Source organism: Neisseria sp. 20925_1_37, from assembly GCF_041433255.1.
In the GTDB taxonomy this organism is placed as follows: domain Bacteria; phylum Pseudomonadota; class Gammaproteobacteria; order Burkholderiales; family Neisseriaceae; genus Neisseria; species Neisseria flavescens_D.
On record NZ_JAPWBC010000006.1, the window covers coordinates 80586 to 106081 of the forward strand.

The 25496-nt window shown below is 51.2% G+C and carries 19 protein-coding genes; 10 read left to right on the forward strand and 9 right to left on the reverse strand.

The features are described 5' to 3' along the window. Positions 1 to 156 precede the first annotated feature (156 nt). Positions 157 to 1803 (reverse strand): glucose-6-phosphate isomerase, encoded by a 1647-nt coding sequence (pgi, locus tag O3661_RS06460; RefSeq protein ID WP_371492711.1) that lies wholly within the window; start codon positions 1801 to 1803, stop codon positions 157 to 159. A 257-nt stretch (positions 1804 to 2060) separates the two neighbouring features. Between pgi and O3661_RS06465 the strand changes: the two genes are divergently transcribed. The 7 genes from O3661_RS06465 to O3661_RS06495 all read left to right on the forward strand — a co-directional run bounded on the left by O3661_RS06465 (position 2061) and on the right by O3661_RS06495 (position 11996). Then, positions 2061 to 3104, forward strand: a complete 1044-nt coding sequence (locus tag O3661_RS06465) for a LacI family DNA-binding transcriptional regulator (RefSeq protein WP_371492712.1) — start codon at positions 2061 to 2063, stop codon at positions 3102 to 3104. Positions 3105 to 3299: 195 nt separating this feature from the next. Continuing rightward, entirely contained in the window at positions 3300 to 4622 is a 1323-nt protein-coding gene (locus O3661_RS06470) for an MFS transporter (protein WP_049348776.1), read from the forward strand. 208 nt (positions 4623 to 4830) lie between these two features. Then, complete coding sequence (parC, locus tag O3661_RS06475; RefSeq protein ID WP_371492714.1) at positions 4831 to 7134, forward strand: DNA topoisomerase IV subunit A; 2304 nt, start codon at positions 4831 to 4833, stop codon at positions 7132 to 7134. A 70-nt stretch (positions 7135 to 7204) separates the two neighbouring features. Continuing rightward, complete coding sequence (locus tag O3661_RS06480) at positions 7205 to 8791, forward strand: nitrogen regulation protein NR(II) (protein ID WP_049322539.1); 1587 nt, start codon at positions 7205 to 7207, stop codon at positions 8789 to 8791. Next, positions 8784 to 10409: a sigma-54-dependent transcriptional regulator gene (locus tag O3661_RS06485; RefSeq protein ID WP_371492715.1), complete on the forward strand. Its 1626-nt coding sequence runs from the start codon at positions 8784 to 8786 to the stop codon at positions 10407 to 10409. The genes O3661_RS06480 and O3661_RS06485 overlap by 8 nt, the downstream gene beginning before the upstream one ends. A gap of 48 nt (positions 10410 to 10457) precedes the next feature. Further along, positions 10458 to 11210 carry a class I SAM-dependent methyltransferase gene (locus tag O3661_RS06490; RefSeq protein ID WP_371492761.1) on the forward strand — a complete coding sequence of 251 codons (753 nt, stop codon included), beginning with the start codon at positions 10458 to 10460 and terminating at the stop codon, positions 11208 to 11210. A 102-nt stretch (positions 11211 to 11312) separates the two neighbouring features. Beyond that, a complete protein-coding gene (locus tag O3661_RS06495; RefSeq protein WP_049337039.1) occupies positions 11313 to 11996 on the forward strand; it encodes a 2,3-diphosphoglycerate-dependent phosphoglycerate mutase in 684 nt (227 codons plus the stop codon). A 136-nt stretch (positions 11997 to 12132) separates the two neighbouring features. Here O3661_RS06495 and O3661_RS06500 read toward each other — a convergent pair whose 3' ends face one another. Further along, positions 12133 to 12924: a DsbC family protein gene (locus O3661_RS06500; RefSeq protein ID WP_107723712.1), complete on the reverse strand. Its 792-nt coding sequence runs from the start codon at positions 12922 to 12924 to the stop codon at positions 12133 to 12135. A gap of 135 nt (positions 12925 to 13059) precedes the next feature. Here O3661_RS06500 and O3661_RS06505 point away from each other — a divergent pair, with 135 nt between their 5' ends. Continuing rightward, positions 13060 to 15249 (forward strand): primosomal protein N', encoded by a 2190-nt coding sequence (locus O3661_RS06505; protein ID WP_371492716.1) that lies wholly within the window; start codon positions 13060 to 13062, stop codon positions 15247 to 15249. A 79-nt stretch (positions 15250 to 15328) separates the two neighbouring features. Here O3661_RS06505 and O3661_RS06510 read toward each other — a convergent pair whose 3' ends face one another. From O3661_RS06510 to O3661_RS06520, 3 genes are all read right to left on the reverse strand, one after another. After that, positions 15329 to 16003: a hypothetical protein gene (locus O3661_RS06510; protein WP_371492717.1), complete on the reverse strand. Its 675-nt coding sequence runs from the start codon at positions 16001 to 16003 to the stop codon at positions 15329 to 15331. A gap of 335 nt (positions 16004 to 16338) precedes the next feature. Further along, a complete protein-coding gene (gene erpA / locus O3661_RS06515; RefSeq protein WP_003680162.1) occupies positions 16339 to 16677 on the reverse strand; it encodes an iron-sulfur cluster insertion protein ErpA in 339 nt (112 codons plus the stop codon). Between the two features lie 132 nt (positions 16678 to 16809). Next, complete coding sequence (locus O3661_RS06520; RefSeq protein WP_003680158.1) at positions 16810 to 17496, reverse strand: helix-turn-helix transcriptional regulator; 687 nt, start codon at positions 17494 to 17496, stop codon at positions 16810 to 16812. A 260-nt stretch (positions 17497 to 17756) separates the two neighbouring features. Here O3661_RS06520 and O3661_RS06525 point away from each other — a divergent pair, with 260 nt between their 5' ends. Then, complete coding sequence (locus O3661_RS06525; RefSeq protein ID WP_003680156.1) at positions 17757 to 18032, forward strand: hypothetical protein; 276 nt, start codon at positions 17757 to 17759, stop codon at positions 18030 to 18032. 80 nt (positions 18033 to 18112) lie between these two features. Here the strand turns inward: O3661_RS06525 and argC are convergent, their stop codons facing one another. After that, a complete protein-coding gene (argC, locus tag O3661_RS06530; RefSeq protein ID WP_371492718.1) occupies positions 18113 to 19159 on the reverse strand; it encodes an N-acetyl-gamma-glutamyl-phosphate reductase in 1047 nt (348 codons plus the stop codon). Between the two features lie 1130 nt (positions 19160 to 20289). Between argC and serB the strand changes: the two genes are divergently transcribed. After that, the gene (gene serB, locus O3661_RS06535) at positions 20290 to 21120 is read left to right on the forward strand and encodes a phosphoserine phosphatase SerB (RefSeq protein ID WP_371492719.1); all 831 of its coding nucleotides are present in this window, start codon (positions 20290 to 20292) and stop codon (positions 21118 to 21120) included. Positions 21121 to 21191: 71 nt separating this feature from the next. Here serB and lpxH read toward each other — a convergent pair whose 3' ends face one another. The 3 genes from lpxH to aspS form a co-directional block, all read right to left on the reverse strand. Continuing rightward, complete coding sequence (lpxH, locus tag O3661_RS06540) at positions 21192 to 21899, reverse strand: UDP-2,3-diacylglucosamine diphosphatase (RefSeq protein ID WP_371492720.1); 708 nt, start codon at positions 21897 to 21899, stop codon at positions 21192 to 21194. Positions 21900 to 22055: 156 nt separating this feature from the next. Further along, a complete protein-coding gene (locus tag O3661_RS06545; protein ID WP_371492721.1) occupies positions 22056 to 23441 on the reverse strand; it encodes a PIG-L deacetylase family protein in 1386 nt (461 codons plus the stop codon). 239 nt (positions 23442 to 23680) lie between these two features. Further along, on the reverse strand, positions 23681 to 25489 hold the full coding sequence (gene aspS, locus O3661_RS06550) for an aspartate--tRNA ligase (protein ID WP_371492722.1): 1809 nt from the start codon (positions 25487 to 25489) through the stop codon (positions 23681 to 23683). Between the last annotated feature and the right edge of the window lie 7 nt (positions 25490 to 25496).

The following is a 25496-nucleotide window of genomic DNA, read 5'->3' on the forward strand; positions in this document are numbered from 1 at the left end:
AGGGATATTGTAGCAAAGATGGGGGGTATGGCGAATGAACTTCTGTTATTTTTATAGAATAACAAGAGGCCGTCTGAAACGGCCTTTTGTTGGAACAAGCTGATAGGTTTTTGAAATGTCCGTAAGACAGGCAGATATGTTTGTTTTACGGATATTTTATTTTCGGACTGCCTTCGATGCTGCGTTGCAGTTGCGGTAGAAGGCAATCAGACCGTTGGTGGAGCTGTCGTGTGCCGGGGTGCCGCGTTCGAGTTCGGGTTCGATGGTTTTGGCCAGCTCTTTACCGTATTCCACGCCCCATTGGTCGAAGGGGTTGATACGCCAAATTACGCCTTGAACGAAGGTTCGGTGCTCGTAAGCCGCCATCAGCATGCCGAGGTTGAAAGGTGTCAGGCTGTTGATGAGTAGGCTGTTGCTCGGGCGGTTGCCGGGGAACTCTTTCTGCGGCGCAAGTCGGTCGCGTTCGTCTTGGGGTAGGGCGGCCAATTCGATTTGCACTTCGTCTAGGGTTTTGCCTTTCATCAGCGCTTCGGCTTGGGCGAAGGCATTGGCAACGGTAAAGCGGTGTTGGCGGTGGTTGCCGTAGATTGTGGTCATGGGGACGATGAAATCGACGGGAATCAGACGCGTGCCTTGGTGTAAAAGCTGGAAGTAGGCATGTTGGCAGTTGACGCCTTCATCGCCGAAGACAATGCCGCCGGTGGTGCAGGAAACGGGTTGGCCGTCTGAAGTACGCTGTTTGCCGAGGCTTTCCATATCGAGCTGGTTGAGCCACGGGGTGAAGAGGCGCATGTTGTGGCTGTATGGGACAACGGTTTGGCCGTCTGAATGTTGGAAGTTGTTGTACCAAACGTTGATGAGTGCCATCAGGACGGGAATGTTGCGGCGGAATGGGGTCTCGAAGAAGTGGGTATCCATTGCGTGCGCACCGGCCAGCATTTTGCGGAATGCTTTTTCACCGACGGCAACCATCAGCGGCAGGCCGATGGGCGACCAAACGGAATAGCGGCCGCCGACCCAGTCGGACATGGCGAAGACTTTGTCGGGGGAGATGCCGAAGTTTTGGGCTGCGGCCACATCGGCGGAAATGGCGCAGAAGTGGCGGTAGATGCCGGAATCGGGCAACCCTGCATCGCGGTACCAAGTACGCGCCGCATAGGCATTGAGCAGGGTTTCCGGTGTGCGGAACGATTTGCTGGCAATGCTGAATACGGTGGTCTCGGGGTTGAGGCCGAGAAGGGTTTGGGTCAGGTCGGCATCATCGGAGTTGCTGACAAAGTGGACGCGGATGTTTTGCCAATAGGGTTGCAGCGCCTGTGTGGCCATGCGCGGGCCTAAATCGGAGCCGCCGATGCCGATGTGAACCAAGTCGGTAATCGGTTTGCCGGTAATGCCTGCGTGGGTGCCGTCCAAAAGTTGGCGTGCGAACTCGAGGGTGCGGTTGAGTTCGTGATGAACTTTGGACACGATGTTTTCGCCGTCGACGTAAATGGGTTGGGCATTGGCCGGCAGGCGCAGGGCGGTGTGGAGGACGGCGCGGTGTTCGCTGGTGTTGATTTTTTCGCCGTTGATCATGGCCTGCATATATTGTGGCAAATCGGCTGCTTCGGCCAGTCGGCACAATAAATCAAGGGTATTTTCATCCAGACGGTTTTTGCTGTAATCAAATAACAAACCGTGCAGAATTTCGTGCATATTGTTGAAACGTTCGGCATCTGCAGCGAAACGTTCGCGCAGGGTAACGTGTTGCGTATCGGCATGATGGGCTTCCAAGGCCTGCCATGCGTCTGAGTATGCGGTCATCTCGTTTCCTTAGTATGTAACGGTAAAATAAGCAGGATGGATAGGTATTTCCTGCTTTTTTGTAGTGGCTTGTAGTTTAACAAATTTGAACAGGTTTTGGGAGGTGGCGGGGGTGGTTTTGTTTAAGAAATGTATGCAAAATGAAAAAGAAATGATTGATTATCATCAAGTTTCTGTAAAAAAAAGGGTATGACACCGATGTCTGCTGTGTTATCCTATGTAACATTATTGAAATCCTGTCGGGGCGGGTTCGTAAGATGGCTACAATTTATGATGTCGCTGCTTATGCCGGAGTGTCTCCCAAGACGGTCAGCCGGGTGATTAACGGCGATGCGCCGGTCAGCGATAAAACCCGTTCCAAAGTAGAAACAGCGATTGCCGCTTTGGGCTATATCCCGTCTTCTGCGGCGCGGATTATGCGGTCCCACCGTTCCGGCTTGGTCGGCCTGATTACCGGCGCCATTTCGCGGACGGGTGAGAATACGGGCGGACACGGCATTCCGGATATGTTCTTGATTAAGGGCATTCAGCAGCGGATTCGCGCACAAGGCAAGATTTTGATGATTGCCGACATCGACAACAAGCCGGGTCAGCCCGGTCAGATGGAGTCGCTGATCCGTACCTTTATGGAACACCGTGCCGAGGGGATTTTATATGTCGCCGGTTTCCATCAGGAAGTATTGTTGCCGGAAGTGCCCAATCGTTGCCCGATGGTGTTGGTCAACTGCTTTGATTTGGCAGGTACGCCGTCGGTTTTGCCGGACGATGAAGCAGGGCAGTATGGCTTGGTGCGCCGGATTATCCAAAGCGGACACAAACGGATTGCTTATGTAACTTTGCAGCCGGGTGTGGAAGCGACGAGATTGAGATTGGCCGGATACCGCCGGGCTTTGGCGGATGCGGATATTGTCTTTGATCCTGATTTGGTACAGACAGGGTATCCTGACTTCAGCAATGACAGCGGGTCTTTGATTTCGGCTATTTTGAAATTGCTGTCTTTGCCGCTTCCGCCGACGGTAATTTGCTGCGGCAACGATGAAATGGCAGTGCGCGTGTACGGGATTTTGAGGACGCGCGGCGTGCGGGTTCCAGAGCAAGTCTCCGTTGCCGGCTATGATAACCACAGTGCGATTGCGGAAACGCTGTTTCCGCCGTTGACCAGCACCGAGCTGCCTTATCTGCGCATGGGCGAAATGGCGGCGGATTTGCTGTTCCAATACATCGAACATCCGGCCGGTACGGCTCAGCCCGTCAAGGTCGTTGGGGAAACCATCTGGCGTCAGTCTGTAATGAATAAATAGTTTCAGACGGCCTAAAAATAAGCTTTAAACAACACAAACACACATCAAAACAAGATTATATAAACGGTCAAAATAAAGGCCGTCTGAAAACAGGGTTGCCTCATTAAAAAAGGCGGCCCAATACAATAAGAGCGTCATACCGCTGAAATTGGAGTTTGTTGTTTCCATAGTTTATTATCCAGGAGTAGCCTTCCTATGAAAATCTCCCCACAAGTGGCGATGACACTTCGCCAGATTATGCTGATGAACTTCGGTTTCTTCGGCATTCAATACAGCTTCGGGTTGCAGCAAACTGCGATTAACCCGATTTTCAGCTTCCTTCATGCCGACCCGAGCCAATTGCCGATTTTGAATATGGCAGGCCCGATTACCGGTTTGCTGGTTCAGCCGATGATTGGTGCAATGAGTGACCGCACTTGGGTGCCGGGATTGGGTCGCCGCCGTCCGTATTTCTTGATCGGCGCCATCGGTTGCAGCCTCTGCCTCTTTATTTATCCGCACGTTACCGCCTTGTGGGTGGCCGTATTGCTGCTGTGGCTCTTGGACATCAGCAACAACACGGCAATGGAACCTTTCCGTGCCTTTATTGCCGATACTGTTCCTGAACACCAGCAATCCACCGGTTTCTTGATGCAGTCCGTGTTTACCGGCTTGGGCATTACCCTGGCCAACGTTTCCCTCTACATCTTCCAACAAATCGGCTGGTTGCAACAAACTTCCGAAGCAGGCATTCCGTATTGGGTATTCGGTTCGTTTTATATTGGTGCGGTCTGCTCCATCGGTTCGGTTTTGGTTACCGTTTTATCAACAGCCGAACGCGAGCCCAGCCCTGAAGAAATGGCGGCCATTAAAGCCCAGCCGAGCGGTCCGGCTCATGCTGTTAAAGATATTGTCGTTGCCGTGCGCGAAATGCCGACTGCCCTGTGGCAACTGGCTTTGGTGTATCTCTTCCAATGGTACGCGCTCTTCATCTACTGGCAATATATTTCCCACAGTATCGTCCAATCCGTCTGGGACTCGACCGTTGAAAATACCGAAGCGTATAGCCAAGCGGTTGCATGGACCGGCCTGGTAAACGGTTTCTACAACGTGGTAACCTTTATCTCCGCCTTCGGCCTGATGTGGATGGCGCGCAAATACGCCGCCAAATATGTTCACGCCTTTGCCGTAACCCTTGCCGCGCTGGCCTTGCTCACCATTCCGCACATCGGCAACAAATACCTGATGTTTGCGCCGATGATTGGTTTCGGTGTCGGTTGGGCAAGTATGATGGGCGTGCCGTTTATGATTGTGGTCGGTTCTATTCCGAAAGAACGTTACGGCGTGTACATGGGTATTGTGAACATGATGATTGTGATTCCAATGCTGATTGAAACCGTATCTTTCGGCTGGGTGTACAGAACTTTCTTGGGTTCAAACCCTGCCAACGCGATGACTTTTGCCGGTGTTTCCCTGGCTATTGCCGCCGCGTTGACCTTAACCATTAAAACTGCGGCCAAACCGGCTACTGCAGAATAACGAAGTTTTGATTTAAAACCAAAATAAAAAGGCCGTCTGAAACATGAAAGGGTTTCAGACGGCCTTTTTGGTCGAAACAAATCATATTTGCCGACTTGATTCGGTAAGCCTTATTGCCGCCGAGCTACCGTTCATCACTCAAATTGGCTATGACTGCCGATTTTGCTTTACAATATCCTTCTTTAATTGATTTCGTTTTACCATCCTGATGACAGAACACATTTCCGCTCCCAGTCCATCTCCTATCGGCGAAGACTACCTGCTGTTAGGTCAGTACGCCGAACGCGCCTATCTCGAATACGCCATGAGCGTGGTCAAAGGCCGCGCGCTGCCTGAAGTTTCAGACGGCCAAAAGCCTGTGCAGCGGCGTATTTTGTTTGCCATGCGCGATATGGGTTTGACGGCGGGGGCGAAGCCGGTGAAATCGGCGCGCGTGGTCGGCGAGATTTTGGGTAAATACCACCCGCACGGCGACAGTTCCGCCTATGAAGCGATGGTGAGGATGGCACAGGATTTTACCTTGCGCTATCCCTTAATCGACGGCATCGGCAACTTCGGTTCGCGCGACGGCGACGGGGCGGCGGCGATGCGTTACACCGAAGCGCGGCTGACGCCGATTGCGGAATTGCTGTTGTCCGAAATCAATCAGGGTACGGTGGATTTCGTGCCGAACTACGACGGCGCGTTTGACGAACCGCTGCACCTGCCCGCCCGCCTGCCCATGGTCTTGCTCAACGGCGCATCAGGCATCGCGGTGGGCATGGCGACCGAAATTCCGTCACACAATTTGAACGAAGTCACGCAGGCGGCGATTGCGCTGTTGAAGAAGCCGACGCTGGAAACCGCCGACCTGATGCAGTACATCCCAGCGCCCGATTTTGCCGGCGGCGGTCAAATCATCACGCCGGCGGACGAATTGCGCCGGATTTACGAAACCGGCAAAGGCAGCGTGCGCGTGCGTGCGCGTTACGAAATCGAGAAGCTGGCGCGCGGACAATGGCGCGTGATTGTGACCGAGCTGCCGCCTAACGCCAATTCCGCCAAAATTCTTGCCGAAATCGAAGAGCAAACCAACCCGAAACCGAAAGCGGGTAAAAAGCAGCTCAACCAAGACCAGCTCAACACCAAAAAGCTGATGCTGGATTTAATCGACCGCGTGCGCGACGAGTCTGACGGCGAACATCCCGTGCGTCTGGTGTTCGAGCCGAAATCCAGCCGCATCGATACGGATACCTTCATCAACACGCTGATGGCGCAAACTTCGTTGGAAGGCAATGTGTCCATGAACTTGGTGATGATGGGTTTGGACAACCGCCCCGCGCAGAAAAATTTGAAAACGATTTTGCAGGAGTGGTTGGATTTCCGCGTCGTGACCGTAACACGTCGTCTGAAATTCCGTTTGAACCAAGTGGAAAAACGGCTGCACATCCTCGAAGGTCGTCTGAAAGTCTTTCTGCACATCGACGAAGTGATTAAAGTCATCCGAGAATCAGATGACCCGAAAGCCGACCTGATGGCGGCGTTCGGGCTGACCGAAATCCAAGCCGAAGACATTTTGGAAATCCGCCTGCGTCAGTTGGCGCGTTTGGAAGGTTTCAAACTCGAAAAAGAATTGAACGAGTTGCGCGAGGAACAAGGCCGTCTGAATATCCTTTTGGGCGACGAAAACGAAAAACGCAAGCTGATTATCAAAGAGATGCAGGCGGACATGAAGCAGTTCGGCGACGCGCGCCGCACGCTGGTGGAAGAAGCCGGACGCGCAGTGCTGACGCAAACCACCGCCGACGAACCCATCACGCTGATTCTGTCGGAAAAAGGGTGGATACGCAGCCGTGCCGGACACAACCTCGATTTGAGCCAAACTGCCTTCAAAGAAGGCGACCGTCTCAAACAAACCCTTGAAGGCCGAACCGTTTTGCCCGTCGTCATTCTCGACTCATTGGGCAGAACCTACACGCTCGATGCCGCTGAAATCCCCGGCGGACGCGGTGACGGTGTGCCAGTTTCATCCTTAATCGAGCTGCAAAACGGCGCCAAACCTGTCGCCATGCTCACCGGCCAGCCCGAACAGCACTACCTGCTCTCAGGCAGCGGCGGCTACGGCTTTATCACCAAGTTGGCCGATATGGTCGGACGCGTGAAAGCGGGCAAAGTAGTGATGACTGTGGACAGCAGTGAAACCGTCCTGCCTCCGGTTGCCGTCTATGCTTCTTCGCTCATCAATCCCGACTGCAAAATCGTACTGGCCAGTAGCGACCACCGTCTCTTGGCGTTTTCCATCGGCGAACTCAAAGTCATGCCCAAAGGGCGCGGTTTGCAGTTGATGTCGCTGACCGACGGTGCATCACTGGAACACGTCCTCGTAACCACGGCTGCGGAATTCATCGTTGAAACCGTCGGCAAGCGCGGTGCGGCGCATCAGGAAAAATTGCGCATTTGCGATATCGAGGGCAAGCGCGGCAAAAAAGGGAAGGTCTTGGACATCTCAGGTCGTCTGAAAAGTTTGTCTTAAGGCAAAAACCAATATATTCAAATAAATTAAATTTACTACGACATTGCATGAAAATAAAAAAGGTTCACTTATGAACAGAGCCAATCTTCAAGAGCTGGGTAATCTGAGGGAGCGGATTCCCGGCGTCATCAACATCGCCCGAATAGCCATCGTCTTGCCGCTTTTGGTTTTGCACGCTTTCGGCAGCTACACGGGCGGCAATTTGATTGGCGTTTCGTTGCCGGCGGTTGAGTTTTATATCTGGATAACACTGTATTTCTTCCTGATTATGCTCTCCGTGCTCCGCCCGGGCTGGCAGTGGCAATCCTTGGATTTGCCCAATGCCAGCGCCGTGGTCGACATCACCATGATCATGGTTTTGGTGTATATCTCCGGCGGTACGGCTTCCGGTTTCGGGATTTTGGTTTTGCCGTTTGTCGCCACGTCGTGTCTGCTCAGTTATGGCCATTATCCCATGCTGTACGCAGGCTATACGGCAATGCTGTTTATTTTGAACCTGTTTTTAGACGGCAGTATGCGTTTCGATTCGTTTAATTGGGACGCAAAATCAGTGGCGAATTCTTTAATGCTGATCGGCGCCAGCTATCTGGTGGCGATGCTGACCTCGTTTGCCGCCCGTTATCTCGAACAGGCCACAGAGTCCGCCAGCCGCCATCAATTGGCCTACCGCCGTATCAGCGGCCTGAACCATTTGGTTTTGAACCGCGTACAGGAAGCGGTGGTGGTGATTGATGCGACCCAGCGCGTGTGGCTGTTTAACAAACAGGCAAAAATCTATTTTCCCAGCCTGATTATCGATCAGCAGGAAATCGTGTTCGGCGAACTGGTGGCACGCTGGCAGCGCCAACCCGACAAACCTTTTGAAACCGATATTCATATTTTTCAACACGCCATGCACGTTCGTGCTGTTCCGCTGATTCAGGAGCAAACCGAGCTGCTGATGTTGTACGTCCGCTCATTGCGTGAAGTGGCTGCGGAAGCCATGTCCACCAAGCTGACTTCGCTCGGACAGTTGACTGCCAACCTTGCCCACGAAATCCGCAACCCGATGTCCGCCATCCGCCATGCCAGCGATTTGTTGCAAGAGGGCGATGAGGCAGATCCGCTCAAGGCCAAGCTGTACAACATCATCGACAGCAATATCCAACGCATCGACAAGATGTTGGAAGACGTATCCCTGCTTAACAAACGAGACAACATCAGCCGCCAGCCGATTAATCTGATGAAATTCTGGTTGGAGTTCAAGCAGGAATTTACCTTGAACAATCCCGATGCCATCGGCTGTCTGCGCATGAATATGGACGGCAACAACCTGACCGTATTGGTCGATCCCATGCACTTGCAGCAAGTGATGTGGAACTTGTGCAACAACGCTTGGCGACATAGCCGTCAGGACGAAAACGCCATTACCGTCCTTATCCGCTCTAGCGGCAGGATGCATATTTCCATCGTAGTGGCGGACAACGGCAAAGGCGTGCCGCCGGATGTACGAAATCATCTGTTCGAGCCGTTTTACACCACCGAAAAACAAGGCACTGGTTTGGGGCTTTACGTCGCACGCGAGTTGGCACACGCCAATATGGGACAGCTGCATTATCACCCTGAAATGAACGGGTTCGAATTGATTTTACCGAAGGAGCAAGCGCAGGATGAATAAATTGCAAGAGCCGGTTTTGGTTGTCGATGACGAGGCAGACATCCGCGACCTGATGGAAATGACCCTGATGAAAATGGGTCTGCGTGTCGATACGGCGGCTGGTGTTGAAGAAGCCAAAGACAAGCTGGACAACAACGATTATTCGCTGGTGTTGACCGATATGCGTATGCCCGACGGCTCCGGCCTCGAGGTGGTTCAATACATCGACGAGTTGATGCTCGACACGCCCGTCGCCGTGATCACGGCTTTCGGCAATGCCGACCAAGCCGTTGAAGCCTTGAAAGCAGGAGCGTTTGATTATCTGCAAAAACCGATTACGTTGTCGCAGTTGCGTTCATTGGTTAAATCGGCAGTGTCGGTTTCAGACAATACTGCCGAACCCACGCTGTCTGAAAAAGTCAAATCTCAGCCTGCGCCTGTTTCTGCCGCCCTGTATAAACCCGAACCCCAGCCGGTCAAGCCTGTTGTTACGCCGCCCAAGAGCGTACAGAGCGAATTTAACCGGCCTTTGACTGTTCCGGAAGGGCTCAATTCCTTAAAAGAGCGGTTTTCAACCGGCAACATCAATCCTGCTTTGCAAGAAGAGCCTATCCTGAAAGGCGATGACGATATGCCGCGCCTGTTGGGTACTTCGCCGCAAATGGTCGAAGTACGCCACCTGATTCGCAGATTGGCACGCAGCCTTGTTCCCGTTTATATTTCCGGCGAATCCGGTACCGGTAAAGAGCAGGCGGCGCGCACGATTCACGAGCTGTCCGACCGCGCCGACAAACCGTTTATTGCCGTCAACTGCGGCGCGATTCCTGAAAACCTGATGGAAAGCGAATTTTTCGGTTACAAAAAAGGCAGCTTTACCGGCGCAGACCAAGACCGTCTCGGCTTTTTCCAACACGCCGACGGCGGCACACTGTTTCTCGACGAAGTTGCCGATTTGCCGCTTGCCATGCAGGTCAAACTCTTGCGCGCCATCCAAGAAAAAGCCGTGCGCCGTATCGGCGATGCGCGGGAAACCTTTGTGGACGTGCGCATTATTTGTGCAACCCATAAAAACCTCGAAGCCTTGGTTGAAAGCGGCGCATTCCGCCAGGACTTGTATTACCGCCTCAATGTTGTCTCCCTGCACATGCCGCCTTTACGTGAAATGCGCGAAGACTTGGGCGCGCTGATTCTGTATTTGCTGTACAAACACCGCCACGGCAATCAAACCTACAAACTCAGCCCGAAAGCCCAAGAAGCCCTGCTGCATTACAGCTATCCCGGCAACTTCCGCGAGCTGGAGAATATCCTCGAACGCGCCGTCGCATTGACGGTCGGCCAAGTGATACAAGTGGACGACTTGCAGATTCAAAACGCCCCGCAGGCCAAAGCCGATCGCAACAGCCTCTCCTTTGACGACATCGCCGAACCTGATGCGCGCGAAACCACGCTCAATCACAGCCCCATTCCGCCGTTTGATCCGCGCACCATGCAGATACAGGATTACCTCGACCAAGTGGAACGCAGCATCATCGAACAGGCCTTGCAGCAAACCCGTTACAACCGTACCCAAGCCGCCAAACTTTTGGGCATCAGCTTCCGCTCCATGCGCTACCGCATGGAACGCTTGGACATCAATTAAAACGTTCAGACGGCCTGAGTTTTCAAGGCCGTCTGAAACATGGGCATCATGTACAAGATTTATTTTGACGAAACCGCATCTGCCGAACTTCGCAGCCTTGCCGAGCCGTTCGGGCTGACCGTTATCGACCGGCAGCCTGAAGAAGGCAGTTTCCTTATCGCTGACGAAAGCGGCATCAGCTTGTGCCGCGCAGGTGAAAAAGGCCGTGTCCGCGTTGATTTTGATGGCGGTGCCTCCCATTACCGGCGTACTAAAGGCGGAGGTGAGTTGATTGCCAAAGCCGTCAACCATACTGCGCAACCGACTGTCTGGGACGCTACCGGCGGACTGGGACGCGACAGCTTCGTGCTTGCCTCGTTGGGCTTGAATGTACAAACTTTTGAACAAAATCCTGCTGTTGCCTGTCTACTTTCAAACGGCCTCAACAGGGCAGGACAAAGTGAAGAGACACGGGAGATTGCCCAGCGAATTACTTTGCACTTCGGCAATGCCGTTGATTTAATGCAGAAATTGGCTGCGCAAAAAGGCAGACCCGATGTGGTGTACCTCGACCCGATGTATCCGGAGCGTCGCAAAACCGCCGCTGTGAAAAAAGAAATGGCTTACTTTCATCATTTGGTCGGCGCGGCACAAGACGAAGCCGAGTTATTGGACGCAGCATTGAATAGCGCTAAAAAACGCATTGTCGTCAAACGCCCGCGCTTGGGCGAATTTCTTGATGGGCGCAAACCTGCTTATCAATACACAGGCAAAAGCACGCGTTTTGACGTTTACCTTCCGACAAGGCCGTCTGAAGACTAGAAGCAAACTTGCAACATATCAAAAGAAACCGCCGGCGTTATCAGCGCGGCGGCAAAGTGTGCTATAAATACCTTTTCCCAAACTTCATTGGAGCAAACTATCATGGAATTAGTATTCATCCGTCACGGACAAAGCGAATGGAACGCGAAAAACCTTTTCACCGGCTGGCGCGACGTCAAGCTGAGCGAGCAAGGTTTGGCAGAAGCCGCAGCAGCAGGTAAAAAGCTGAAAGAGAAAGGCTACGAGTTCGACATCGCCTTTACTTCTGTTCTGACTCGTGCCATCAAAACCTGTAACATCGTTTTGGAAGAATCCGACCAACTGTTTGTTCCACAAATCAAATCATGGCGTTTGAACGAGCGCCACTACGGCCAGCTGCAAGGTATGGATAAAAAACAAACCGCAGAAAAATACGGCGACGAGCAAGTCCACATCTGGCGCCGCAGCTACGATACCCTGCCTCCGCTGCTGGATCCTAAAGACCCTAACTCCGCCCACAACGACCGCCGCTATGCCAACCTGCCTAGCGATGTCGTACCTGATGGCGAAAACCTCAAAGTTACCCTCGAGCGCGTCCTGCCTTTCTGGGAAGACCAAATCGCTCCGGCCATTTTGAGCGGCAAACGTGTATTGGTTGCGGCACACGGCAACTCCCTGCGCGCTTTGGCCAAACACATTGAAGGCATTTCCGACGAAGACATCATGGGCTTGGAAATCCCAACCGGTCAGCCGCTGGTGTACAAATTAGATGAAAACCTGAAAGTAATTGAAAAATTCTACCTGTAAGGTAAAGGGAAAAAAGGACGTGTTGGACACGTCCTTTTTTATCTTTGTCTGTATCGAGGCCGTCTGAAGGCAGTTGATGGCGGGCGACATAAAAAAAGGACGCGTAAAGCGTCCTTGATGGAGATTAAACCCTGTATTACTGGTTTTTCTCGATGATTTCTTTGAGGTGGGGCATAGGGCTGTAACCGCTTTGGCTGCGGCCGTTAGGAAAGACCAGGGTCGGCGTGCCGTTGAAGCCGAATTGTTCGCCCAATGAAGTGGTTTCCGCAACAGGGTTTTCGCAGTTTGCTTTGCCGCTTGGGAGTTTGCCTTTGCGCATCCAGTCGATCCATGCCTGGGTCGGATTAGGTTGACACCACAACAGCTCGGCTTTGCGCGCGGCATCAGGGTGCAGGCTCGGAATCGGCATCATGAAGGTGTAAATCGTGATGTCGGTCATTTTCTCAAACTCATGCTCCAAGCGTTTGCAGTAAGGGCAGTCCGGATCGGAGAAAACGGCGACTTTCAGTTTGCCGTTGCCGCGTACTTCTTTGATGGCTTTGTCCAAAGGCAGGGAAGCGAAGTCGATTTTGTTCAAATCGGCGGCACGTTCTTCAGTCATGCTTTGGCGCGTGTTGACGTTGATGAGGTCGCCAACGAGCATATAGTCGCCTTTGGCGTCGGTATAGATGATTTGTTTGCCGCTGACGACAACTTCATAAATGCCTTTAATCGGTGTTTCACTGACGCTCAAAACTTTCAAATCTTGGGCGGCATAGACTTTTTCCAGACGTGCTTTCAAAGAAGCGGCAACAGATTTGTCGGCAGGCGCTTCCGCTTTGGCAGCCTGTGCAGGTGCCGCGTTAGCGTTGGATACGGCAGGTTGACCGCATGCCAACAAAGGAAGAACGGCAAACGGTGTTAAGATTTTGATTAACTTGGTTTTCATGCGAGAGACTTGCGTGTGTTGAAAGTAAGGCATTGTATCAAACCTCTGTCATGTCTGCATTGTACTCAGGCTCAAATTATCGTCTGAAAATAGCTTTCGGCTGTTAAAATACGAAAAAATGATTTGATTGTTTGTATGTTCTACCACCGTATTGCCGTAAACGTGCCGCTTTCAGACGGCCTTTTGACGTATTCCTATTCCGAGCCGCTTCCTCCGGGAACGCGGGTGCTTGTGCCTTTCCGCAATAAAACCGTTGTCGGGATTGTGTGGGAAACGGATATTGCGCCCGATATGGATACGGCGCGGATTTTGAGTGTTCAGACGGCCTTTATGGAAGAAAAGCCGTTGCCTCAAAGCTGGCGTGATTTGTTGGCATTTACGTCGCGTTATTACCACTATCCGACCGGGCAGGCAGTATTTGCCGCATTGCCGCAAGGTTTGAAGGAAACGCGCGCGGTGGAAATGCCGCAGCCGCCGTTGTTTTATGCTTTGAACGAAGCGGGCAGGGCGCAAACGCCGCCGCCGGCTCGGTTCAACAAAAAAGCGGCTTTGTGGGACGCGTTGCTGTCGGGCGAAATGACGATGGCGGCGTTGAAGCAGGTGAACGCGCAGGCGGCGAAATTAATCGAAGATTGGGCGGAGCAGGGTTGGATTGAAACGACGGAAGCAGCGAAGCCCGTTTTAAGGTCGTACCACGGGCAGGCTTCGCACTCTGAATTTGTGTTGAATGCCGACCAGCAGAAGGCTTCCGATGAAATTCAGACGGCCTTTGGTAAATTTCAGCCGTTTCTGCTGTACGGCATTACCGGCAGCGGCAAGACCGAGGTGTATTTCGATGCGATGGCGAAAGTGTTGGCGCAGGGGCGGCAGGTGTTGTTTCTGTTGCCAGAAATCAATCTCACGCCGCAGCTTTTGAAGCGGGTGGAAAACCGTTTTGCCGACGTACCGACCGCCGTGTTGCACAGCCAGATGGCGGCAGGCAAGCGCACGCAGGATTATCTGCGCGCCATGTTGGGGCAGGCGAAGCTGGTGATCGGCACGCGGCTGGCGGTGTTCACGCCTTTGCCTGATGTCGGGCTGATTGTGGTCGATGAAGAACACGACGGCTCGTTCAAACAGGACAACGAATTGCGCTACCACGCCCGCGATTTGGCGGTGTGGAGGGCGAAGCAGAGCGGCTGTCCCATCATATTGGGCAGCGCCACGCCCAGCTTGGAGAGCTGGCACAAAGCGCAAAGCGGCGCGTACCGCCTGCTGCAACTGACCGAACGGGCCCATGCTTCAGCGCAACTACCACAAGTGGAAATACTTAATGTAGGCCGTCTGAAACTAGACAACGGCTTCTCGCCGCAAGCCTTGCAGCTTTTGAAACAGAACTTTGAAGCAGGCGGCATGTCGCTGGTGTACCTCAACCGACGCGGCTTCGCGCCCGCGCTGTTTTGCGGCGACTGCGGCCATACCTTCGGCTGCCCGAACTGCTCCGCCAAAATGGTGCTGCACCAACGCGCCCGCCAACTGCGCTGCCACCACTGCGACCACCGCGAATCCGTCCCGTACAAATGCCCCGACTGCGGCAACCAAGACCTGACCGCTGTCGGCCACGGCACGCAACGCGTCGAAGAAACCCTGCGCGCCTTTCTGCCCAAGGCTGCCGTCGTCCGCGTCGATAGAGACAGCACGGCGCACAAAAACGACTGGGCGGATTTGTACCGCCGTATCGCCGACAACGAAATCGACATTCTGGTCGGCACGCAGATGCTCGCCAAAGGCCATGATTTCGCGCGGCTCAACCTTGTTATCGTGTTGAACGCCGACGGCAGCCTGTACAGCGCGGATTTTCGAGCGCCGGAAAGGCTGTTCGCCGAGCTGATGCAAGTATCCGGCAGGGCGGGGCGTGCCGACAAACCCGGTAAGGTGCTGATACAGACCCAACTGCCCGAACATCCCGTCTTCGCCGCCGTCAAAGCGCAGGATTACGCTGTGTTTGCCGAAAACGAATTGAACGAGCGGCAAATGTTCGCCATGCCGCCTTTTGGTTTTCAGGCGGCCGTCCGTGCCGATGCGCCGCATGTTGCCGATGCGATGGAATTTCTCAACGCCGCCAAAGAAACCCTCGCTCCGCTTTTGCCCGAAAGCGTCTCCCAGTTTGGTGCCGCTCCGATGCTGATGGTGCGCCTTGCCGAACGCGAACGCGCGCAAATTTTCCTCGAATCGACATCCCGACAAGATTTGTATCGCGCCGTGAGTTTGTGGGTGCAGGTGTTGCAGCAAAACCGCGACGGTAAAATCCGATGGTCGGTGGACGTTGATGTGCAAGAGGCTTGATTGGAATGATTCAATCCATAAGGAAATAAAAGGCCGTCTGAAAATCTGTTTTCAGACGGCCTTAAGTTTTGAAATCAGTTTAGAAGAATTTTGCAGCGATATAGCCGAGTGCAAGCAGACTCAAAACGGCGAATACGATAGCCATTGTAAGCAGAAACTGTGTTTTCTTCCTTGCTGCAAGTGCGGCCAGCTCAGGATTTTGGCCTAACTCTTCGCGTAATTGGGATTCCAATTCGGCACGGATTTTTTTGCGCAGTTTTTTCTCTTCCTGCTCACGTTCGTATTTGAGCTTGTGGGCAATTTCGGTTTGTTTTTTATGCTCGAAAGAGATTTTTTCCTGCCATTCAATGCGCTTGCGCTGGATGGTCAGCTCATTTTTTTCTGTCAAATCAAAGTGGCAGGTTTTACATTCCTGTGCATCTAATTCGTCAATAATCGTCATGCAGACGGGGCATTGGATAGGGTCGGGGATATTGACTGCCGAAACGGGTTCTTCTTCGACCGCTTCCAATTCCATAGCCTGACGGACAATCACGTCCAAACCCAAATAGCTGAAGTAATGCTGCGCATTTTCGCGCTCGTCTTGGGTGCATTTCTCGGCCACAATGGCTTGCGGACGCTCGGCCAAGGCCTGAATCAGGCTCTCGACTTCGTTTTCGGGCAGGTTGTCATACAGGCAGGCATGGATGCGCTCCTTATCCGTGTTCGGCGGATAAGAAACATATACGTCGAAAAATTTTTCTTGTTTGCTCATTGATATCCCATGAATATTTCGACTGCGGCAACCAAATGGGTTGGACCTGAGGTTTTGTTATTGTGTTTGAGCTGTTTTGGCTTGCGATGCAGGCAAAAACAGAGGCCACAGTCTTAGGCAGACCGGATAGGGGGTGCCTTTGTGTCGTTAATCGGCTGGACAATGATTTTTTATTTATATGGCAATATGCATGTCCAATGTTATGTCTATTGTAGAGTAAATATTCACGCCCGATATTATTATTATAAGATAAATCCAATATTGTTTAAAATAAATTCACACAAAAGGCCGTCTGAAGATACAGACGGCCTGTTTTTCATGAAGAAACGGATTGTTTATACGGAGAAGGATGAGCCGCAACCGCAAGTCGTTTCGGCATTTGGATTGCGGATGACGAATTGAGAACCTTGCAGGCTTTCGGTGTAGTCGATTTCTGCACCAACCAGATATTGGTAGCTCATCGGGTCGACCAAGAACGTCAGGCCGTTTTTTTGGATTTCGAAATCGTCGTCGTTTTTGATTTCATCAAAGGTAAAACCATATTGGAAGCCGGAGCAACCGCCGCCGTTGACGAATACGCGCAATTTCAAATCGGGATTGTTCTCTTCGGCGATCAGGTCGGCAACTTTGGTGCAGCAGCTGTCAGTAAAGATAATAGGGCTTTCGTCTGACATGATGTGATTCCTTTTATATGAATATTTTTACTATTGTCGCGCAAACCGTTAGTCAAGGCAAGTTTGTGCATACAGGATCTGCCAGCTTATATGGAGGGTATGGCAGAAATTTCAAGCACCAGTATGTCAGATTTAGATGCTTCTGCCAAACCATTCGACACGGCCGATGATGGCAACGTCGTCGGTCGGGTTTTTCAAGTCGATTTCAAAAGTAGGGTAGGCTTCGTTGGCAGAAATGACGTTGACGATGCCACCGGGTATCAGTTGCAGGCGTTTGACCAAAAGGTTTTCGTTGAGGCGCAAAACATAGAGGCCGTCGCGCGGCGTGGTTTGGCCGTGGTTGATGAGGATGGTGTCGCCATCATTCAGTACGCCTTCCATCGAATCGCCTTTGACTGAGATAACGGAAAGGTTTTTGATGTCGCGCGTCACATAATTTTCAATCCAATAGCGTCGGAACGCCATGGCGAACATCGGCTGTTCGTCGCCGACGAGCTGGCCGTGTCCGGCTGCGGCTTGGATGTCGTAACGCGGTACAAAGACAAATTCGTCTATATCGACAGGGTTGCCCAGTGTGTCGGTTGCCGTGGCTTTTGGGGCTTCGGAATCGGGGAAGGGGGAACCTTCGCCTGTCAACAGCCAGTCTATGCTGCAGCCTTTAAGTTGTTTGATTTTTTTTAGCGTTTCCGATTTCGGCAGGCCGCCTTCGTTCCAGATACGGCTGAATCCGGCGATGGTCATATCGATGTCGGCGGCTATTTTGGCTTGGCGGGCTTCATCTTTCCATAAGAAAGCCAGGCGGTCTTTAAAGGTATCCATGTTTATGCCTTTATGGAGGTATGTTTTTTATATGGTTTGGACGATTTGAGTGTATTTTACCTTAGTTTTTATAAAATTGTAAGAAAAAAATTACTTCATCTAAGAAAAAGTATTGCATATTCTATTTTTTCTTAGTATTATTCGTTTTATCTTAGATAAATCGATATTTCTAATTTTTTATTCGATTTTTCTTAGTTTAATTTTATTTGGTTTAGTTTTTCTGATTTAAACCTGCTATATGATATGATGAGAGGTGTGAAATGACTCGTTCGCGTAAAAATACTTTTTGGGTGCTGCTGGCGTTGGTGCTGGGTTTTTTTGCTCTGCCTTTCGGATCTTCGGAAGCGCATGAAGCGGACGGTAATTTGACGGCTTCGGAATGCGAACGTTTGGGCAGCTTGAGTCTGGATCAGATGGATGGCAGGCTGCTGGCTTTTGCTAAAGAATGCGATATGGTGGAGGCTACCCACGATTGGGAGCAACAGTACGGCAACTTGAATGAAGAAGAAATGCTTGCCGGCGTGGTGTATGAGTGATGTTTGTGAATGAATCGATAAAGGCCGTCTGAACGATCAAAGTTTCAGACGGCCTTGTGTTTTTAATAAGAATGGCTGGCTTAAGGCATCAATGGTGCATTAGTCAGTCCGGTGGTTTCGGGCAGGCCGAACATAATGTTCATATTCTGCACGGCTTGACCAGCTGCGCCTTTGACCAAGTTGTCGATGACAGAAAGAACAATCCACACATCGTCTTGATCGGGCGCTCTTTGAACACTGATACGGCAAAGGTTGGCGCCGCGCACGCTGCGGGTTTCAGGTGTTGAGCCTGAAGGCAAAATATCGACAAAAGGACTGTCGCGGTAGTATTCGCGCAGTAAGGCTTCAGGATCGGTATGTTCTTGCAGGTGCAGATACAGGGTGGCGTGCATGCCGCGTATCATCGGAGCAAGGTGTGGTACGAAAATCAGGCCGTCTGAAACATGGTCTTGCAGTCCGGACAGGGTTTGTCGGATTTCAGGCAGATGGCGGTGGCCGCTGACGCCGTAGGCTTTGAAGTTATCGCCTGCTTCGCACAACAGGGCATGGGTACTGGCTTTGCGGCCTGCACCGGAAACACCGGATTTACAGTCGGCAATCAGAGGCGCGTTGGCTTTCAGACGGCCAGCCTGAAGCAGTGGCAATAAGGGCAGGGAAACGCAGGTAGGGTAGCAGCCCGGATTGGCCACCAACATGGCTTTGGAGATGTCGTCTTTGTAAAGTTCGCACAAGCCGTACACCGCTTGGGAAACAAGTTGCGGCGCGGTATGGGTCATTTTGTACCATTTTTCCCATGTGGGGATGTCGCGGATGCGGAAGTCGGCAGACAGGTCAATCACGCGTACGCCTTTTTCGACAAGGGACGGTGCTTCTTTCATAGCTACGCCGTTGGGCGTGGCAAAGAACACGAGGTCGCAACGGTCAAGCCCGGCATCTTCAGGCGTTTGGAATGCAAGGTCGTAAATGCCGCGAAGGCTGGGAAAGTAGTTGGCAACCGCAATACCGGCTTCGCTTCGGCTGGTGACGGCAGTAACCTCTGTGTTGGGGTGGCTGCTGAGCAGGCGCAACAATTCAACGCCTGTGTAACCGGTTGCACCGACAATACCGATTTTAATTTTTGTGGTCATGGTGTGGCTCCTTTGTAGGGGTAACAATGCGTTTGATTATATAGTAATTAATTGCCGTCGGTCAGCGGTGCTTGTGCCAAGCTTTGCAATAGAGGGTTAAACAGGCCGTCTGAAATATGGGATTAACGATATTGGAGAGAGGATTTCAGACGGCCTGAGCGTTTGGAAAACGCAGTTTGCGGTTTGATTTGTCTGTTGATTTGTGGTGGGTATTTCGTCTTTATCCTATCCATATGAATACAAAATAAAAACGCAAAAAAATGCCCCCGGGTTGGAGGACCGGAGGCAAGTATCCAAGGAATAGCTCTCATCAATAAGAACTAGTTACTTGGTACTATATCCCTTGTTAGAGTTGAAAGCAAGTGCTTTGCACATTTTAACATTTAAATAATTTTTTCATTCAAATTCAGTGAGCTATCAGATAGGGATCGAATTCTGAGATGATGGTAATAGAGGATAGGCTAAGAACAATTAAAACGGCAGGTATCAGTGATTGGGAGCAGCCATACTCTGAGCATTACTCTGATGTGTGTGTACATGGCCATATTGATTGAGTCGGGGGGAAGCTGAAACCTTCTGACTAACCGAGTTGAACTAAAGTGAGGCCTTCTTCAAACTGATTGATAAAATAGCTGAAAGGCATGAAATGCGTGCGCAGATGAGGAAGGATTTGTTTTAAAATATAAATTTCCAAATCATTTATTTCATTCAATTTTGATATTGTTAAACCATTGGGCCAAAAAAAGGTTGCCATCGGAAGGGGAGCCGTTGGCAACGAATGGAGGTGGTAATGCAATGAAAGCTAGATATAAGGAGTAGTGCCAAACTAGCTATAAGTAACTATATCGAAACTGTAAGAAAAATCAACACAAGTTGCCTGTTACTGGCAAAAATTTTTAGTCGGCTTGCCTAAAATCAAATTTTTAAGTAATTGCTTGGTTAGTTGATGCTGGGATTGGTATTGGTAGCTTGAGCTGAATTGTTACAGGCCGTCTGAAAATTGCCGGGGTTGTTCGGCTATAATGCTGTTTTGGTTTTTTAAGGCCTTTGCAAAAATATGGTTTTGTTGTTTTAAGCTGAATGTGTACCAGATTTTTTTGCAAAGGTTTTTGGGGTATGAGGAGAATGAGATGAAGAAAGTTTTGGTGTTGCAACATAGGGATTTGGGCGCGTGCGACTGGTCTGCGTTTGGCGGTTTGGTGTCTGCGTCATCAGGAAAGTCGGTGTTGCGTGTGCCGGTTGATGATGATTTTGAATTGACGGACGAGATGCGTGCGGCATTGATTGCGCAGCAGATAGATGGTGCGGTGTTGCCGGATGTGGCTTTTGCTGATTTGGGACTGATTGTCAGCGATATGGATTCAACGCTGATTACGATTGAGTGTGTGGATGAGATTGCTGCCGGTGTTGGGCTAAAGGATGAAGTGGCAGCGATTACGGAGCGGTCGATGCGCGGCGAGCTGGACTTTGAGCAGTCTTTGCGCAAGCGTGTGGCTTTGCTGGCCGGTTTGGACGAGCTCGTGTTGGAAGAAGTGTACGAGAATGTGTTGCAGCTGTCGCCGGGCGCGGAATTTTTGTTGGAAGCGTGTAAACGGAATGATGTGAAGTTTATGCTGGTGTCGGGCGGCTTTACGTTCTTTACGGAACGCCTGCAACGGCGTTTGGGCTTGGATTTCCATTTTGCGAATGTGTTGGAAGTGGAAAACGGCAAGCTGACAGGCCGTCTGAAAGGGCGGATTATCGATGCGCAGGCTAAGACGGATTTGTTGCGTGAATACCGTGAGCGTCTGGGTTTGGCTCCGTGGCAGGTGGTGGCGATGGGCGATGGTGCGAATGATATTCCGATGATACGGGAGGCGGGATTCGGCATTGCTTATCGGGCGAAACCGAAAACTGAGGCGAATGCGGATGCGTGCGTGCGCTTTGGTGGTTTGGAGCGGATACGCGGTTGGTTTGCGTAAACCGTTTGAGAATGTTTGTCAGTCAGGCCGTCTGAACAATCGGGAAACCGGTTTTCAGACGGCCTGATGTTTTATAAGGCGATAAAACGGTAGCCTTCGGCATCGACTTCGAGAATGGAGGCGTAATTGTCGCGCCAGTCACCGAGTACGATGCGGGTGTAATCGGCGTTGCGGTGGATGTTTTCGCGGTGGGTATGGCCGTGGATGAGCAGGGGCGTGTGGAAGCGTTGGACGGTTTCGTGGGTAAAGGCCGGATTGACGTCCATGATGTCGGCGGTTTTGTGTTGTTTGTCCTGTTTGCTCTGCTTGCGGATTTTAGTGGCGATGTTCAGCCGGAGTGTAAGTGGCAGGAGCAGGAACAGGCGTTGCAGCCATTTTTGATGGACGGTACGGCGGAATTTTTGATAAGAATGGTCGTCGGTGCAGAGTGTGTCGCCGTGACAGAGTAGGGTGGGTGTGCCGAACAGGTCGATAACGGCGTACTCGGGCAGTAAGGTCATGCCGGTATCGAGGGCGAAGGTTTTGCCGATGAGGAAGTCGCGGTTGCCATGGATAAAATAGCAGGCGATGCCGCGCTCGGTCAGGCTGCGGATGGTTTGCTTGATGGTGTGAACCAAAGGGCTGTTTTCGTCATCGCCGATCCAAAAATCGAAAAGGTCGCCAAGAATGTATACGGCTTGGGCGTGGACGGCTTTTTCTTGCATAAATTTTTGGAAGAGTGCGGTCAGCTGAGGATGGGATTCGCTCAGGTGCAAATCGGCGATGAAGTAAATCGGCATGATGATGTGGGGCGTATGGGAAGGGTTTTATTATAACTTGGGTTGCCGCGTTTGGATTTGGGCTTGGTGTTTTTCGTTTGTAATGCAGTGATTTTATTGTTTTGATTTGGTGTGATAAAGGCCGTCTGAAACATCTTTTCAGACGGCCTTTGTGGTTTATTGGGCTTTGCCCTGATAAGTAATTTGTTTCAGCGTATCTTCTTGGTACAAGTCGCTGATGGGGACGGTATAGAAGAATTCGTTGCTGCGGACAAAGCGGTTGACCAAGTCTTTGTCGAGATGGAGGATGTGGTGCCGCAGTTTGTTTAGGCCTTTGAATATCATGGTACTCCAACGCATATAGCCGTCTGAATTGGGACGGATGTCGTTCATGGCGTCCAGGGCGAGAAGTTTGCGGTTTTGCTCTTCTTTATCCAAAGGATGGGAATAGATGCTTTGGAAGTAAAACGGTTGCTCGGAGGATGGCGGCAGGCTGAGGGAAGAACCTACTTTGCCAATAGGGAAGTCGTCGCTCAGATAATGTATGGTGTGCAAAAACAGATTGCCGCGACGGTAATTGATTTTACGCAGGGCTTCGATGGCGGCCAGCGCAGTATGTTGGTGGTCGGGATGCGCATCGATATTGGGAGACGGCGTCACGATAATATCCGGCTGGAACGTTTCTATCAGGTAGCCGAGATTGTCCACCAAGCTGTTCCAGGTTGAGCCGGGCTTGAGGTGTTTCGCCAATGAGGAGGTATTGGCACGGCGGAAAATATCGACGTCGGTTGTATCGATTTTGGTCGATTTAATCTCTTTTTCTGGATTTTGGCGCATGGCGGTCAAAGTGCTGTCGAAGTAACCCAGTTGCAGGATGTTTTCAGACGGTACACCGGCCAAAAGGGGAACGGTCAGGCTGTTCCAAACGCGCATCCGGCCTTTTTGCAGATATTGGGCCTGAGTGTCGCAGTCGCACGTGCTATAAAGGTTGCCATAGTGGAAGCTGCCGCCTTCGCTGGCGGTTAAGGTGCAGATCATTGAATTGGCAGCATGTTTTTCGTATAAACCGTATGCGCTGAGTTCGGCATCGTCGGCATGGGGCGCGAGGACAAGGATTTTTTTGCCGTCGAGGTTTTCACGCGGATAAACGGAGAGTTCGATTTCTTGATCGGCCAAAGTCAGGTATTTGCCTTCTAAACGGACGGTTTTGTCGCTGTCGGAGAAGGTGTCGCTCAGATTGATATAGCGCACGCCTTTTGCGCCGTATTCGAAATATTGCTTCCATTTGCCTTTGGATGAAATGGTTTCGATAAAAGGCAAGAACAGCAGTCCCATCCAGTTGGACTTGATACGGATTTTGGCAATGATGGTATCCCGTCCGTTGACAGTGGCGGGCAAGGTTAGGCTGCAGCCTTTGAGGGTTGCATGCGCGGTAGAGGGGAGGGAGGGATAGTTATAGTCTTGGTGTGTGTTATAGGCAAACTGTTTTTTGTGAATAATTGAAGTAATAATAAACAACAAAATAAAAAAAGTCAGTATCAGCCCCGTCAGTATCAGAAACATTGTTTGGTTCCTTTATTGTTGTAACAGTCATGATAGTGCTTGTGGAGCTTATTTGTTTGTTTTTCTTACAAACGGTTGTTTTTTATACTCTAACGTCATTAAAGTGAACGTTTAAAATAAAACAGTTTATGAGTTGATTATATATAAACGACTAAAATACAGAAAGGCCGTCTGAAAAGTTTGAAAGAAATTTCAAAAATTTCAGACGGCCTTGATATTTTAAAGGTTAAGCCGATAAATTATGCTTCTTTTGTTTCAACTGCTTTCTGACGCAGACGCAGGCTTAGCTCGCGAAGTTGTTTGTCGTCGACCACATTAGGTGCATTGGTCAGCAGACATTGTGCACGTTGTGTTTTCGGGAAGGCAATCACGTCGCGGATAGATTCGGCACCGGTCATCAGGGTAACCAGACGGTCGAGGCCGAATGCAAGGCCGCCGTGAGGAGGTGCACCGAATTTCAGGTTGTCCAAGAGGAAGCCGAATTTCTCTTGTTGCTCTTCAGGGCTGATTTTCAGCGCGGCAAACACTTTCTCTTGTACGTCTGCACGGTGGATACGGATAGAGCCGCCGCCGATTTCCCAGCCGTTCAATACCATGTCGTAGGCACGGGCCAGGCAGTTTGCAGGGTCGGAAACCATCAGGTCTTCATGACCTTCTTTAGGCGCGGTAAACGGATGGTGTACGGCTACGTAGCGGTCGGCTTCTTCGTCGTATTCGAACATTGGGAAATCGACAACCCACAAAGGTTTCCATTCGTCTACGAAGTAGCCGTTGTCTTTGCCGTGTTCTAAACCGACTTTGATACGCAGCGCGCCGATGGCTTCGTTCACGACTTTGGCTTTGTCTGCGCCAAAGAAGATGATATCGCCGTTTTGCGCGCTGGTACGCTCGATAATTTCTTTCAGGGCGTTTTCAGACAGGAATTTGACGATTGGAGATTGCAGGCCGCTGTCTTCGCCGTTGGAAAGGTTGCTCACATCATTTACTTTGATGTACGCCAGACCTTTCGCGCCGTAGATGCCGACAAATTTAGTGTATTCATCGATTTCTTTGCGGCTGAATTTTGCACCGTTAGGCACGCGCAGAGCGACTACGCGGCCGCCTTTCATGTCGGCTGCGCCACGGAAAACTTTGAATTCCTCCGTTTTCATCAGGTCGGTCAACTCGGTAAATTTCAAGTTGATGCGCATATCCGGTTTGTCAGAGCCGTAGTAGAACATGGCTTCAGAGTAAGGCATGCGTGGGAAGTCGCCCAAATCCACGCCCAATGCATCTTTGAAGACTTGTTTGGCCATGCCTTCGGTGATGTCCATGATTTCATCCTCGTTCAAGAACGAGGTTTCCAAGTCGATTTGGGTAAATTCAGGTTGACGGTCGGCACGCAAATCTTCGTCACGGAAACATTTGGTGATTTGGTAGTAACGGTCGAAACCGGCCACCATCAACAGTTGTTTGAACAATTGTGGAGATTGCGGCAGAGCGAAGAATTCGCCCGGATGAACGCGGCTTGGTACGAGGTAGTCGCGCGCGCCTTCCGGAGTGGAGCGGGTTAGCATCGGCGTTTCGATGTCGATGAAGCCTTGCGCGTCCAAGTAGCGGCGAACGCCCATGGCCACTTGGTAACGCAGACGCAGGTTGCGTTGCATGGTAGGACGGCGCAAGTCGATAACGCGGTTGGTCAGGCGAACGTTTTCGCTGATGTTTTCATCGTCGATTTGGAACGGAGGCGTAGCGGCAGCGTTCAAGACTTCGATTTCTTTGGCAAGGATTTCGATTTTGCCGGAAATCATTTTGTCGTTGGTTGTACCTTCAGGACGGTTGCGTACGCGGCCGGTAATGCTCAAAACGTATTCGTTGCGGGAAGAGTCGGCAGCGGCAAATGCTTCCGGAGTGTCAGGGTCGATAACGACTTGAACGATGCCTTCGCGGTCGCGCAGGTCAATAAAAATCACACCGCCGTGGTCGCGTCGGCGGTGTACCCAGCCTTTGACGGTAACGGTTTGGTCTAAGTATTGCTCGCTGATAAGGCCGCAATAGTTGGTACGCATATTATTT

What these genes read in the sequence shown, in the direction of transcription:
- argC (WP_371492718.1), bottom strand. Translation starts at nt 19,159, where the DNA reads ATGACCACAAAAATTAAAATCGGTATTGTCGGTGCAACCGGTTACACA.
- O3661_RS06490 (WP_371492761.1), top strand. Translation starts at nt 10,458, where the DNA reads ATGTACAAGATTTATTTTGACGAAACCGCATCTGCCGAACTTCGCAGC.
- lpxH (WP_371492720.1), bottom strand. Translation starts at nt 21,899, where the DNA reads ATGCCGATTTACTTCATCGCCGATTTGCACCTGAGCGAATCCCATCCT.
- pgi (WP_371492711.1), bottom strand. Translation starts at nt 1,803, where the DNA reads ATGACCGCATACTCAGACGCATGGCAGGCCTTGGAAGCCCATCATGCC.
- parC (WP_371492714.1), top strand. Translation starts at nt 4,831, where the DNA reads ATGACAGAACACATTTCCGCTCCCAGTCCATCTCCTATCGGCGAAGAC.
- O3661_RS06480 (WP_049322539.1), top strand. Translation starts at nt 7,205, where the DNA reads ATGAACAGAGCCAATCTTCAAGAGCTGGGTAATCTGAGGGAGCGGATT.
- O3661_RS06520 (WP_003680158.1), bottom strand. Translation starts at nt 17,496, where the DNA reads ATGGATACCTTTAAAGACCGCCTGGCTTTCTTATGGAAAGATGAAGCC.
- aspS (WP_371492722.1), bottom strand. Translation starts at nt 25,489, where the DNA reads ATGCGTACCAACTATTGCGGCCTTATCAGCGAGCAATACTTAGACCAA.
- O3661_RS06545 (WP_371492721.1), bottom strand. Translation starts at nt 23,441, where the DNA reads ATGTTTCTGATACTGACGGGGCTGATACTGACTTTTTTTATTTTGTTG.
- O3661_RS06470 (WP_049348776.1), top strand. Translation starts at nt 3,300, where the DNA reads ATGAAAATCTCCCCACAAGTGGCGATGACACTTCGCCAGATTATGCTG.
- erpA (WP_003680162.1), bottom strand. Translation starts at nt 16,677, where the DNA reads ATGTCAGACGAAAGCCCTATTATCTTTACTGACAGCTGCTGCACCAAA.
- O3661_RS06465 (WP_371492712.1), top strand. Translation starts at nt 2,061, where the DNA reads ATGGCTACAATTTATGATGTCGCTGCTTATGCCGGAGTGTCTCCCAAG.
- serB (WP_371492719.1), top strand. Translation starts at nt 20,290, where the DNA reads ATGAAGAAAGTTTTGGTGTTGCAACATAGGGATTTGGGCGCGTGCGAC.
- O3661_RS06485 (WP_371492715.1), top strand. Translation starts at nt 8,784, where the DNA reads ATGAATAAATTGCAAGAGCCGGTTTTGGTTGTCGATGACGAGGCAGAC.
- O3661_RS06525 (WP_003680156.1), top strand. Translation starts at nt 17,757, where the DNA reads ATGACTCGTTCGCGTAAAAATACTTTTTGGGTGCTGCTGGCGTTGGTG.
- O3661_RS06510 (WP_371492717.1), bottom strand. Translation starts at nt 16,003, where the DNA reads ATGAGCAAACAAGAAAAATTTTTCGACGTATATGTTTCTTATCCGCCG.
- O3661_RS06495 (WP_049337039.1), top strand. Translation starts at nt 11,313, where the DNA reads ATGGAATTAGTATTCATCCGTCACGGACAAAGCGAATGGAACGCGAAA.
- O3661_RS06500 (WP_107723712.1), bottom strand. Translation starts at nt 12,924, where the DNA reads ATGAAAACCAAGTTAATCAAAATCTTAACACCGTTTGCCGTTCTTCCT.
- O3661_RS06505 (WP_371492716.1), top strand. Translation starts at nt 13,060, where the DNA reads ATGTTCTACCACCGTATTGCCGTAAACGTGCCGCTTTCAGACGGCCTT.